This is a genomic window from Petrotoga olearia DSM 13574, from assembly GCF_002895525.1.
GTDB lineage: Bacteria > Thermotogota > Thermotogae > Petrotogales > Petrotogaceae > Petrotoga > Petrotoga olearia.
In genome coordinates this window covers 1-14,022 of record NZ_AZRL01000003.1, presented here as the reverse complement: position 1 = coordinate 14,022, position 14,022 = coordinate 1, and the positions used below count along the sequence as shown (strand labels likewise).

The 14,022-nt window shown below is 34.6% G+C and carries 8 protein-coding genes; all 8 read left to right on the top strand.

The genetic code is table 11. The features are described 5' to 3' along the window. The first annotated feature begins 11 nt into the window (after window positions 1–11). The 8 genes from X929_RS00490 (at window position 12) to X929_RS00450 (ending at window position 13,709) form a co-directional block, all read left to right on the top strand. Window positions 12–3,470: a DEAD/DEAH box helicase gene (locus tag X929_RS00490; RefSeq protein ID WP_103066117.1), complete on the top strand. Its 3,459-nt coding sequence runs from the start codon at window positions 12–14 to the stop codon at window positions 3,468–3,470. Between the two features lie 45 nt (window positions 3,471–3,515). After that, on the top strand, window positions 3,516–4,934 hold the full coding sequence (locus tag X929_RS00485) for an MFS transporter (RefSeq protein ID WP_103066116.1): 1,419 nt from the start codon (window positions 3,516–3,518) through the stop codon (window positions 4,932–4,934). A gap of 1,045 nt (window positions 4,935–5,979) precedes the next feature. Beyond that, window positions 5,980–8,043: an alpha/beta hydrolase family protein gene (locus X929_RS00475; RefSeq protein ID WP_211286701.1), complete on the top strand. Its 2,064-nt coding sequence runs from the start codon at window positions 5,980–5,982 to the stop codon at window positions 8,041–8,043. A 396-nt stretch (window positions 8,044–8,439) separates the two neighbouring features. Further along, window positions 8,440–9,936 (top strand): glycerol kinase GlpK, encoded by a 1,497-nt coding sequence (glpK, locus tag X929_RS00470; RefSeq protein WP_103066113.1) that lies wholly within the window; start codon window positions 8,440–8,442, stop codon window positions 9,934–9,936. A gap of 170 nt (window positions 9,937–10,106) precedes the next feature. Continuing rightward, window positions 10,107–11,534 (top strand): NAD(P)/FAD-dependent oxidoreductase, encoded by a 1,428-nt coding sequence (locus X929_RS00465; protein ID WP_103066112.1) that lies wholly within the window; start codon window positions 10,107–10,109, stop codon window positions 11,532–11,534. Continuing rightward, the gene (locus X929_RS00460) at window positions 11,531–12,748 is read left to right on the top strand and encodes an NAD(P)/FAD-dependent oxidoreductase (protein ID WP_103066111.1); all 1,218 of its coding nucleotides are present in this window, start codon (window positions 11,531–11,533) and stop codon (window positions 12,746–12,748) included. The genes X929_RS00465 and X929_RS00460 overlap by 4 nt, the downstream gene beginning before the upstream one ends. After that, window positions 12,735–13,127: a DUF1667 domain-containing protein gene (locus X929_RS00455; protein ID WP_103066110.1), complete on the top strand. Its 393-nt coding sequence runs from the start codon at window positions 12,735–12,737 to the stop codon at window positions 13,125–13,127. Before X929_RS00460 ends, X929_RS00455 begins: the two co-directional genes overlap by 14 nt. A gap of 24 nt (window positions 13,128–13,151) precedes the next feature. Then, window positions 13,152–13,709, top strand: coding sequence for a glycerol-3-phosphate responsive antiterminator (locus X929_RS00450; RefSeq protein ID WP_103066109.1), 558 nt, complete (start codon window positions 13,152–13,154; stop codon window positions 13,707–13,709). Window positions 13,710–14,022 lie beyond the last annotated feature (313 nt).

The window sequence follows — 14,022 nt, the reverse complement described above, 5'->3', positions numbered from 1 at the left end:
AAAAAGCAAAAATGGGAGGAAAATACGTTTTTGGAAAAAGCTGGTGGGGTAAAAAATGGGTAGAGGCCTTGAAAAATATCGACAGAGACACTAACAGATTGCCTCGCGGTAGAAATTACGCAAAAAAAGGAGCGGTTTTGGAGATTAAAATTCAAAAAAACTCTGTAATATCAGCAAGGGTTCAAGGTACGAGGCCAAATCCGTACAGGGAAAAGATAGCTTTACCTTCTTTTACGAAAGAAGAGAAAGAAAAAATCAAAAAGGTACTAAATGAAAGATTAGACCTTTCTGCTATGTTAATTGGTGGGAATCTTCCCGAAGAACTTTTAGATATCACCAATAATATGGGAATAAAGTTGTTCCCACAAAGTTGGAATGAGATAGATGCGCATTGTTCATGTCCTGATTGGGCAAATCCTTGTAAACATTTGGCAGCCGTTTACTATATTATAGCCGATGAGATAGACAAAGACCCTTTTTTGATCTTTGAAATGCACGGCATGAAAAAGAAAGATTTGATAGAAATCGCTAAAGAGACAGAAAAAACTTCTGATTCTATCTTTACAGATAAAAAGGAAGAGCCTTCGAAACCAACAGAACAACCAGACCCTTCGTATGAAAAATATGAGATAGAAAAGGTTATAAACCCACTACCTGATGAAGCCTATTTTTACGATGGGAAAAACTTTAAAAACCTTCTGTTGAGGATGTACAATCAGTTATCGAAAGCTATAAGCGAAGAAGATGGGAGGGTAGATGAAGGGTTTAACCCATATTTCAAAGAGACAGAAATAAAATTTATTTATTCTCCCATTACTCCAAATATTATTTTAGAAGGTGAACCGCTAGAAGAATTAAAATGTAAAAAAGAAAAAAGCCATTATACTGTGTATTATGAAGATTTGTTTGATTTATTTGGATCGATACCTCTTGTGGAAACCGATGAGGACAGTGAAGCATCACTGTTTTTAAAAAGATTGGTTTCTTTCGTATACAGGCTTATAGACATGAAGGCATTTATCCCTACTCCACAAAAGATTAACGAAGAAGACTTCGTTATCGATTACTCACCTGTTTACTTTAACGATTATGTAAAAGACTACGTTAATTATTTAAGTTCTATCGTTCCTGGGAGCCTAGTAGTGAACGAAAAAGGTCAGTATATGAAAAGGGATAAAATCGTTGAGTACCTTGTATCCCAGTACATCAAATATCTCATCAAAAAGTATTACAAAACAGAAGTGAAAAATAAAATAACCGATGTGTTCTTTGAATCCAAAGTGTACACCACCCAAAAATTTGAAGAAAAAAGAACCTACGAAAGTATAAAAAACTATCTTGAACCTTTACTTTTGAGGCAAAGCAAGTATCAATTGGTTATTAGTATAGAGGATATGGGAGAGTTGTTTTTCAACCTATCACTCGATATCTACAGAAAAGATGAGCCTTTTGATACTTACCAAGATATAAAAACTTTCTTTGAAAGCCAAGAAGATGGAAAGTCAGAGGTCTTGAAAGAGATTGTAACTATTGCAAAATACGCGGAATTCTTTGGTGAGTTTTTAAAGAAGAAAAGTTCTAAAATAATTGTCACTACGCAACAATTATCTGAAATAATGATAAATGCGATGCCCATATTGAAACTACTGAACGTTGAAATACTAGCTCCAAAAGCGCTCCAAAAGGTTTCAAGACCAAAACTTGCCCTAAAAGCGAATTCTACAGGCAGTCACGTATCCTTTTTATCTTTGTCCAAGCTCATACGATTCAATTACACCATACTCATAGGAGATTCAGAAATTTCACTTGAAGAGTTCGAAAAGCTGGCAAAAAAATCAAAAGGGATAGTTAAGATAAAAGAAAATTACGTGTTTTTGGGTGCCAACGAGTTTGAGTCTATTATGGAAAAGGTCAAGAATATAAACTTAACCTCAGACTTTGAAACTTTGAAAGTTATACTTTCACAAGAGATGAACGGTCTTCCCGTGATATTAGATAACAAGCTTCAAAAGTTTTTAGAAGAATTGAGGAAAGTTTCTCCGGTAAGATTGCCAAAAAATCTTAATGCGGAGTTAAGGCATTATCAGAAAACTGGATTCAGATGGTTGTACACGAACTTAGAAAAAGGTTTCAACGTTTGTATAGCGGATGATATGGGGTTGGGTAAGACGGTCCAAGTTATATCAGTAATTCTCAAAATGAAAGAAGAAAAAGCCTTAGAAAATCCGGTTTTAGTGATATGCCCAACGACACTTGTTGGGAATTGGTACAAGGAGTGTAAAAAATTTGCACCTACTTTGAATGTAAGTATTTACCATGGAAGCGATAGAAAGTTTGAGGATAATTCAGATGTAATTATAACAACTTACAGTGTAGTGAGAAACGAGGTTGAATTTCTAACGAAAAAAGAATTTTCAATGGTTGTTATAGACGAAGCGCAAAACATAAAAAATTCGGATGCGCAACAAACCAAAGCGGTAAAAGCCCTCCGCGCTCCAAAGAGGATCGCAATGACAGGGACTCCCATAGAAAACAGATTAACTGAATTATGGAGCTTATACGATTTCCTTATGTCTGGATATTTGGGTGGAAAGAATCGTTTTGTAGAAACCTTCGCAAAACCTATTGAAAAATACGGGGATACAACCGCAACAAAAAGGTTACAAAGTTTGATAAATCCATTTTTGATAAGAAGAATTAAAACTGATAAAAATATCATAAAAGACCTTCCGGAAAAGTTCACATACGACGAATATGTATACTTAAAACCATCACAAATTGCACTTTATAAAGAGGTTGTTGAACACGTAGAAGAAGAGTTGGAAAAGATGGAAGCTGATGGCATTCAAAGAAAAGGATTAATACTTAAAATGTTGACATCACTTAAACAGATCTGCAATCATCCTGTTAACTACACTAAAAAAGGAGTTCCTTTACCAGATGATTCTGGTAAAACAGAGAAATTATTGGACCTACTTCAAAATATTATAGACAACAACGAAAAAGTGGTACTTTTCACTCAATACAAAGAGATGGGAGGTATATTAACAAAGATACTGACAGACAACATTAAGATAGAACCTCTATTTTTCCATGGAGGACTCAACAGAAAAAAGAGAGATGAAATGATAAACGACTTTCAAACAAAGCATAGATACCCAATTATGATCCTATCTTTAAAAGCTGGGGGTACTGGATTAAATTTAACGGCAGCAAACCACGTCATACATTACGACCTGTGGTGGAACCCGGCAGTGGAAAGTCAGGCAACCGATAGAACTTTCAGGATTGGTCAAACAAAAGACGTGATAGTTCACAGATTCATCACCTTAGAAACTTTTGAAGAGAAAATAAATGAGATGCTAGAAAAAAAGAAAGAGTTATCTGAAAATATTATAAAGACAGGAGAAAGCTGGATAACTGAGTTGTCTAACCAGGAGATAAAGAACTTATTTAAATTGGGTAATTAAGGTTTAAAACTTTGTTCTTATTAATTCCATAAAGGAGATGAAAAAGTGAATAGTGAAAAACTACCTTTGAAAACTAAGTTATTCTATGCATCGGGAGATATTTTTGGTGGTGGTGCTTTCAATATAATAAATTTTTTCTATGCTATCTTCCTTACCGATGTCATCGGTCTAAGGATGCAGTATATTGCTCCCATTCTTCTAATTGGTAGAATTTGGGATGCTGTTACAGATCCTTTAATGGGATTTATAACTGATAATACAAGAACAAGGTTTGGCAGAAGAAGACCTTACTTGTTGGCAGGAACCTTTTTGATCTTTATATCTTTTTTCATTCTTTGGTATCCAGCAAGTTTTCCTAATCAATTGGGGAAATTCATTTACGCACTAATGGCATATATAGCTTTCACAACCGTATTTACTATGGTTATGACTCCTTATACTGCCTTAGGAGCCGAATTAACGTTAGATTACAATGAAAGGACTTCTTTAAATTCATATAGACTTGCCTTTTCGATAGGTGCGGGTTTGGTTTGCGCAGTGCTTCCAATGTTAATTGTGAATGCTTTTTCTGATATCAGAACAGGTTATATAGTGATGGCAATAACGTTTGGCTTAATCTTTTCAATTCCGTGGGTTGGTGTTTTTCTGTTCACCAAGGAAAGAGAAGAGTTTTCAAAAGAGAAGAGTACCTTCAATTTTTTCAATATGTTTTTTGAACCTTTTAAAATCAAAAGCTTTCGACTCCTTATCGCTATGTATCTTCTAGCTTACTTATCGATAGATGTAGTTTCAACCATTTTTGCCTATTATACTAAATATTATATTGGAAATGAAGGCTTACTTCCCATAGCTTTAGGTGCTCTTTTCATAACTGAAATTATTTTTATCCCATTTTATGCCTTTATTGCTAAAAAGACATCCAAAAATATCTCATATATTTTAGGTGCATTAGTATGGTGTGTTGCGGGATTCATTCTTTTTACGTTGCCTCCTGATGTAACTATGTTCCACATAATTTTAATGGCTGCAATAATAGGTGCAGGGGTTTCGGCAGTCGCAGTTATGCCTCATACTATATTTGGGGATGTTACCGATGTTGCTGAGTTAAAATTTGGTAAAAGAGAAGAGGGTACTTTGAGTGGCCTGATGACGTTTGTCAGGAAAGTAGCATCTGGCTTGGCTGTTGCAGGAGTTACCTTTTCATTAGGATTAGCAGGATTTATTAACCCAATAGACGGTGTAGAGCAGCCTCAGCCTGAGAGTTTTTTGTTTGCATTGAGATTTATAATTTCTTTCGTTCCAATAATCTTATTGATTTTAGGAATAATTGCTGCAGTTAGGTATCCATTAAATTCTAAAAGACATGAAAAATTAAGAGAATATCTAGAGGCGAAAAGAGAGAATGAAACAATAAAAGAAGAATTAGAAAAAGAAATAATTGAATTGAAAAAAGAATTGATTTAATTTAAAAGATTGTAGACATTTTTTATAAAAAGTAAAACTAAGTATTTAGTAGATAAATGTCTCTAATCGATGATAAATGACTGTAATTGGTTGTATATGGTTATAATTGACTTTGACAATATAAAAACATTAATGTATAATTAATTCAAAAGTTTCTGAACTAAAGAATTTTAAAAATGTAGGAACATTGAAATAAGGTTTAAGACTTAAAGTTAATAAAAGTCTTAAGGTGGAGAAGAAGAGAAAACCTTAGTAAATATTGGTATATCGAAGAGTGAGTAACTACTCTTGGATAAGAAGCAGTATTTATTAAGGTTTTTTTATTTTGAAGTAAGACAATCGTTAGGTAAAAACAAGGAATAGTGAAATTATTTTCTTTGCGCGTAAAAAAGTTTCAATGAAGTAAAGAGTATGCTATTTTAATGAAGTAAGTAAGTGTAATTGTAGTATTTGCCGCTTCTAGTGCAAAAAAGCGTAGGCATGTAAATTTTAATACCCATTTCGGAAATAGATAAAGCAATAATTAACAAAAGGAAAAATAAGTTAATGGAATAAAAAATTAAAAATAACATGGTAAGAATCGACAATAAGATAGCTAGTATCAAAGATCCCCTCTTTGATACCTTTAAGGACGGTAAAAACGATAACCTTATCCAAATAAGAAGGGCCAAACTCCTTATTAAAGTAAGAGAAAGTAGCTTCAGAAGTTACGTAAGGGGAGACAGGAAAATTCAGAATGTTCTTTCAAATAATCAGAGTATACGAAATCGAAGTACAGCTGAGAAGAGTTACCGAATAATGACAATTGAATGACCTCCTTACGAGATGATAAAAATGTGGTATCAAATAAATTATACAGTGAGGAGGTAAAAGTATAATATTGAAGGTATTAAAAGTTAGTTACAATACATGTTTTAGAGTTTTTGAAGACAGTAAAATTATATGGTGAGGAGGTAAATATCAAATATTGAAGGTATTAAAAGTTAGTTAAGATGCATGTTTTAGAGTTTCTAAAGACACTAACATATTATACGAGGGGGTTAAGATGATGAAGGATATTGTTGCTAAAAAAAAGAGGTATCAAAAATTACTTATGCTGTCCCTAGTTTTAATTTTGCTTGGAAGTGTTCTTGCTCATTTATTTAATACTTCATTTTATTCTACTAAGGTAAGCAGAATAAGTTTTGATACTGAGAAGGGTGAATTATCTGGTCTGCTTTATATTCCAAAGGGTGCTAATAGTCAGGATCCAAGACCGACAATTATTACTACACATGGGTATTTAAATTCTAGTGAAATGCAGGATGCAGTGGCAATAGAGCTTTCCAGAAGGGGATATGTTGTCCTGGCTCTGGATATGTATGACCACGGTCATTCAATAAACAATACAGAATTTTCTAGCTCTAGCGCCTTCTTCTCTTTTTGGCCCACTAGTATCTATGATGCAGTACAGTATATGTATGAACAAGATTATGTATTAAAAGATGAGGCAGGGAATGGGATTATTGCTGTTGGTGGTCATTCTATGGGTGGATTTTCATCCACAATGGCTATGGTGCAGGATGAACAGGATTATGCAACTACTGGGATAAGAAAAATACATGCTGGTTTAACCATGGGTTCGGATTATAGTTGGTCGAGTTATTTAGGTGTAACTGGTGATGTAGCTTTCCAGGCTTATGGTCCCAGAATAGTTGGTAAAGTTGCAGCTCATTATGATGAATTCTTCTTTGATCAGGAAGCTTTTGCATCAGGAGAGTCGGTAGTCTATAAAGATTATACTAATACTGAAGAAGGGCGAAAATTCTTAGGAAATCCTGCTGAGCCACAGAGTGAAACCTGGTATAATCTGGAAAATGGGGGAAAAAGAATTATCTATACACCTCGCGAGATTCATCCTAGAAATCATTTTTCAATTACCACAACCGGTCATGCGATAGATTTTTATAATGTTGCTTTTGAGGAGTATACATCAACTAATCAGAATTCAGCAAATCTGCCATCTGGTAATCAAATATGGTTTTTAAAAGAACTATTTTCATTTGTGGCCATGATTGGATTCTTCCTGCTTCTTGTCCCGTTAGTCTTACTTATATCAGATCTACCTTTCTTCTCAAAATTAAAAACAGAGATAAATCCAGAAATTAAAGGTCCTGGGACCAAAAAGGATAAGATCATCTATTGGATTATATTTAGTATCTCCGCTTTATTCCCGGCATTATTCTTTCCCACTCTGATGGATAAAGCCGGAACGGGTATGACAGTTCTTAAGGTGTTCTCAGTGCTTGTAATTGCCCTTTCTGTAGTTAAGGTAATTATGGGGTTTGTAAAGAAAGATAAAGAAGGGTTTAAGGCAATCATCACCGGACCAGCACTGTTATCTGCCGTATCTATTATTTTATTATTGATTTTGATTAATTCTTCAAATGTCCTTAAATTGAACAGTTATTTTAATGAACCAACTACAAATCAAATTCTCTATTGGGCCATGGTAGTAACATCTGTAGTAGCAATAATTGGCCTGTTCACCCATTATTTAAATAAAAATTCACAGAGTATTTCTCTCAAGCAGTATGGTTTTGTTGTTAACTGGAAATCTATTTTAGCTAGTTTAGTAGCAGCCCTGGTTGCGGTGCTAATTGCATATCTAATTCTGTTTATCATTGATACAGTATTCAAAGTTGACTTTAGAATCTGGACATGGGCTGTAAAGACTTTTGGAAGCACCCATTTGGTTGCTGCTTTGAAATATGCCCCCATCTTTTTCCTGTATTTTTTTGTGACCGGGATTACGGTTAATGCTAATACTGGACATATGAAGGGATGGAAGGGTTACGTGGCTGCCTCTGTATTGAATGTTGGAGGTCTGGTTCTGTATCTGATATTACAGTACGGGAAACTTTTTATTACCGGAACAGCACTCTTCCCTTCCCAGTCACTCAGCAGCATCTTACTGTTTGCCCTTATCCCAACTCTGCTTGTTGCCACTATTTATTCTAAAGTTCTTTTTAAAAGAACTGGTAATATATATACGGGAGTATTTTTAAATACATTCCTAGTTACAATGATTACGGTTGCCAACACTACCTTATATAGTGGTTTAATTTGAATATTGAGGGAATTGAGTCTTTAATATTGTGGAGTATATACCAAACCAACAGGCATATATAATATATGCGTGTTGGTTTAATAAAAATTTTTGTAGGAATATCTCGAATGCCTAGTGCCATAATCTTAATGCTATAGTAATGACTCTGATAAAATTATTATGCCCTTGCTGTAGTCAAACTATTATTGGAAAGACACACGTGGAATAATTACAGCTGAAAAGAGTTTCTGAATAACGACAATGGTATGACCTCTTACGAGACAATAATGATGTGATATCGAATAAATTATACTGTGAGGAAGTAAATGTGCAAAAATTGAAAATTTTAAAAGTTAGTTAAAATGCGTGTTTTAGAATTTCTAAAATCAGTATAAAAAAGTTTTTAGGAGGATTGTAATGGAAAAGTATATTTTATCAATCGATCAAGGGACTACAAGTTCTCGGGCTATAATTTTTGATCACGATGGGAATGTTGTTAGTTTAGCACAGCAAGAATTTATGCAGTATTATCCTAAACCCGGATGGGTAGAGCATGATCCAAATGAAATTTGGGCAACTACGATGGGAGTAATAGCAGATGCCATGGCGCGAGGGAATATTAAACGTAGCCAGATCAGTGCGATTGGTATAACTAATCAAAGGGAGACAACCGTTATTTGGGATGCAGAAACGGGGAAACCTGTTCACAATGCAATCGTTTGGCAAGATAGAAGGACTTCAAAAATTTGCGATAATTTGAAAGAAAAAGGTTTGGAAGAAACGATCAAGCATAAGACAGGTCTTATGGTAGATGCTTACTTTTCTGGAACTAAAATTAAATGGATTTTGGATAATGTTGAAGGAGCCAGAGAAAAAGCAGAAGCTGGAAAACTTAGATTTGGAACTATAGATACGTGGTTAATCTGGAAGCTAACTAATGGAAAAGTTCACGTTACTGATTATACCAATGCATCCAGAACAATGATATACAATATTTTCGATCTTAAATGGGATGAAGATCTTCTTAAAGAGTTAAATATACCTTTTTCTCTTTTACCAGAGGTAAAACCTTCGAGTCAAATATATGGTAATACCGATGTAGATGTATTCGGCGCAGAAGTACCCATTGCCGGAATAGCAGGGGATCAGCAAGCTGCTACGTTTGGTCAGGTTTGCTATGAAAAAGGTATGGTAAAAAACACATATGGCACCGGTTGTTTCATGTTAATGAACACTGGAGAAGAACCCATTGAATCTAAACATGGCTTATTAACTACAATAGCTTACGGAATTAATGGAAAGGTTAACTATGCCTTGGAAGGATCTATTTTCGTTACAGGTGCTGCTGTTCAATGGCTTAGAGACGAGTTAAAGATAGTTGATAGTGCTGCAGATACTGAATATTATGCAACTAAAGTCAAAGATAACGGTGGTGTTTATTTTGTGCCAGCATTTGCAGGGCTCGGAGCACCTTATTGGGATATGTATGCAAGGGGTACAATCGTTGGATTAACAAGAGGATCATCAAAAGCGCACATTATTAGAGCTACTTTGGAATCTATAGCATATCAAACAAGAGACGTTCTTGAAGCTATGGAGGCTGACTCGGGTATAAAACTTAAGACTCTGCGTGTAGATGGTGGTGCCGCATTAAATAATTTCCTTTTGCAATTTCAATCTGATATTCTTGGTGTAGAGGTTGAAAGGCCCGTAGTTAATGAGACCACAGCGTTAGGTGCAGCATATTTGGCGGGTTTGGCAGTAGGATATTGGAATGGTCAGGAGGAATTATTAAGAAAATGGAAACGGGATGCCCTTTTTACTCCTCAAATGGATGAGGATGAAAGGGAAAGATTGTACGCTGGTTGGAAAAGAGCCGTTGAAAGAGCAAAAAATTGGATTGAAGAAAAATAATCAAATAATTGTAAGTCTGTTAACTTTCACTTAATTTAAGTATGTTAGAATGTGTGGTGAAATAAAAGTTAATAATAAAATGGTGGAGAATAAGAGAAAACCATATCCTAAAGCGAAATTATTTCGTAAAGGGTATGGTTTTTTTTATAATATCAGGAGGTTGGTAAAAGTTGATAGCGGTTATAGGTTCTGGAATAGTAGGAAGTTTAATCGCAAGAGAAATTAACAAATATATAGAAGATGTCTTCATATTTGAGGCAAGAAACGGAATAGGAACAGGTGTCACAAAAGGAAATTCTGGAATAATTCACGGGGGGTATGACGATACTCCTGGAAGTTTAAGGTCAGAACTGTGTTATAAGGGTAATAAATTGTACGATGAGATATCCCAGGAACTTTCTGTAGAAGTGAAAAGAGTTGGATCACATGTTGTTGCATTGAACGAAGATGAGTTAAAAGCGATCGATGAGTTGGAAGAAAGAGCAATTCAAAACGGGGTCAAAGAATATGAGATTTTAGATAAGGTAGAACTATTAGAAATGGAGCCAAATTTAAATAAGAGTGCTTTAAAATCCTTTTATTGCCCTATAGCAGGTGTGACTGAGCCATGGGAAGTAGCTATGCAAGCTACAAAATCGGTAGAGATCAATGGAGGAAAAGTTTTAAAAAATAAGAAACTTGTTGAAGTAAAAAAGAAAGATAACAATTTTGAATTGTTCTTTGAAGATGGGAGCAATTATATAGCTGATTTAGTTATTAATGTTGCAGGATTGTATGCAGATGAGGTAGCGAAATTATTTGGAGATGAGGTACCTTATATTTTCCCTGTAAAAGGTGAGTATTATCTTTTAGGAAAGGACATAAAGTATGCAAATGCTGTCATTTTTCCAACTCCCTCTAAGTTGACGAAAGGTTGTTTGGTGGTTCCGACTGTGGATGGGGGTTATTTAGCTGGGCCTACTGCTCATGGTGTGAAATCAAAACAAGATCTTTCTACGACTCAAGAAGGGCTTTTAGAAGTCAGAGAAAAATCTTTGAGGTTGGTTCCAACTTTAGATTTTTCAAGGAATGTAATTAAAACGTTTGCGGGTCTAAGACCTGAAACAAAGGAAAAAGATTTTCATATCGATGTAGGTGGAGGAAATGTTATACATGTTTCTGGTATAAGATCCCCTGGATTAACCGCTGCACCTGCGATCGCTAAATACGTTGTAGAATATCTTATTCAAGAAAAGTTACATATTAATTTACAAAAAAGAAAAAATTACATCAGTCAAATAGAAAAAGTCCCACATTTAGTGGAAAAGGATTATGACTACTGGGAAAGAGTCATTCAAGAAGATCAAGATGCCGGAGAAATGATTTGTTATTGTAACAAAATAACAAAAAAAGAGATCAAAGAGGCAATAAAAAACGGTGCAAGGACTCTAGATGATGTTAAATTTATAACAAGAGCGTCTTTTGGAGAGTGTCAAGGAAGTTTTTGCATACCAAAGATATTGAAAATAATATCCGAAGAGACAGGGCTAAAACCACAAGAAGTACTTCAAAATGAAGAAGGTTCGTGGATAATAGATTCCGAGGTGAGGACAAAATGAAATACGAAACCGATGTTGTTGTATTAGGTGGTGGTGGTGGTGGAATGGCCGCTGCTAAGGCTGCAGATAAAAATGGCGCCAACGTTATTCTTATAGAAAGAGAAGAAGAAAACGGCGGAGTTTTAAATCAATGTATTCACAATGGTTTTGGGATACATTATTATAGAAAGGATTTAACTGGTCCAGAATTCAAAGAAACGCTTCAAGAAGAATTAGAGAATACGAATGTGAAAATATTGAACAGTGCTTTTGTGTTGGATGTAAGTAAAGATAAACAATTGACTTTTGTGAATCATAAAGGCATACACGAGATAAAAACAAAGGCTTTAGTTATGGCAACAGGTGCAAGAGAAAGACATTTTAACTCACTTGCCGTTCCGGGAGATAGGGTCTCTGGTATTTTTACCGCAGGTGTAGCTCAAAAATACATTAATCTTCAAAATCTCAAGCCGGCTAATAGCGCCTTGATACTTGGTTCAGGAGATATTGGACTGATAATGGCTCGCAGGCTTCATTTAGAGGGAATAGAAGTAAAAGGTGTAGTAGAAATTTTGCCATACCCAGGTGGATTGGAAAGAAACGTTCAACAATGTCTGAGAGATTATAATATTCCCTTGTATCTTTCCCATACCGTAACAAGGGTCGAGGGGAATAAGAGATTGAGTAAAGTTTACGTATCTCAAGTTGATGAAAATAGACAGATCATCCCAAACACGGAAAAGATATTTAACGTGGATTCCCTCATAACCTCCGTTGGCCTTATACCTTTAACTGATCCTGTAAAATTTGTTGAAACTGGTCCTGGATTTATCACATCCAATACAAATCAAACCTCTGAAGATTGGATCTTTGCAGCCGGGAACTGTACCGTTGTATTTGATTTAGTGGATTATGTTTCAAGAGAAGGAGAAAAAGCAGGTAAATATGCTGCTCTTTATGCACAAAATCAGTACTTTCCAGAACAAAAGGTAAAGGTTAAAAAAGGAGAAAATATAAATATACTGCATCCGATGTCTATAGATCCCAACGAAAGGACAAAGTTGTACCTTAGAGTTTCAAAAACTTTCAAAAGAGCAGAAGTTACAGTAGAACCTCTTGGAATTAAGTTGGTGGAAGAAGAAGCTAGACCTTCTGAAATGATCGAAATTTCCATAAAGCCATTTAATGATAAGAATCTGAAAGAAATAGAGGTGAGTGCACATGAACTCGGTTGAATATAAAAAAAAGAAAATAGTGTGTACACAATGTCCTTTGGGGTGTAAAATAAACGTTGTTTATGCAGATGCGGATGAAATAGAAATTGTAGAAGTTAAAGGGAACAGATGTAAAAGAGGATTAGAATTTGTAAAACAAGAAATTACGGATCCCTTAAGAGTGGTGGTAACAAGCGTTAAAGTAGAAGATGGGGAAATCCCAATGGCTTCGGTTCGGTCTGATAAACCCGTTCCGTTAAGACTTATGCAAGACATAATGAAAACATTAAAACAAACAAAGGTAAAAGCACCAGTCAAAAGAGGGGACGTTGTTATACAAAATATCTTAGACACAGGTAGTGATATAATAGCTACTAGAAGTGTCGACAGGAAAAAATAAAAAAGTACCTTAAAAGGAGATAATATGGAAGGTTTATGTAATTTAATAAAGAAAAACACGATAATTCCTGCTATCAGAGATTTAAATGACTTAGATGATGCCTTTAAAACGCAATCCCCTATCATCTTCTTGCTTACAGGATCTATATTGATTTTAGAAGATGTTGTGCATGTTGTAAAACGATTTGATAAAAAATTATTTATCAATATCGATTTACTAGAAGGTATCGCTTCTGATAAAAAAGGTATTGAGTATTTAGCTCGTAAACAATTATGTGATGGAATAATATCTACAAAAAATAACGCTATAAAAACAGCTATGCAAGAAAATTTAATGGCAGTTCAAAGGGTGTTTTTGATAGATTCTAATTCTTTAAAATCTGTTGTAAATTTTCTGGAAAAAACTTCTCAACCTGATGCCTTTGAAATATTACCAGCGATAGCAGCACCATATTTTTTAGAAAATATAGGAACAAAAGTATGTTTGATAGCTGGTGGATTAATAAGTAAAGAAGAGGAAGTTCTGAAACTCTTTAAAAATGGGATCCATGCTATTTCTACCAGTGCTAAAGATTTGTGGTAAAAAGATTATTTAAAAGTATATAATAAAGAGGTTATATGTTAAGTCTGCTCTGGGATAATTCTTTTTGAGCAGACTTATTTCTTTCTAGTATTTGATATTGTCCAATTTTACTCTAGTAAATGCACTTTTTTTCCTGACTTTGACAGTTGAGAGATGAATTTTCAGTAAACCGAACGGAATAAAGCGGGTTTGAGGGGATAAAACACCTATTTTTTTGAAAAAAATTTTTTGATGTAGTGACACTTTTTTCTCTTTTAATTATATTATTCTCTTGACTTCATAATAGTTTTGTGGTATAATATTAAAGACATTA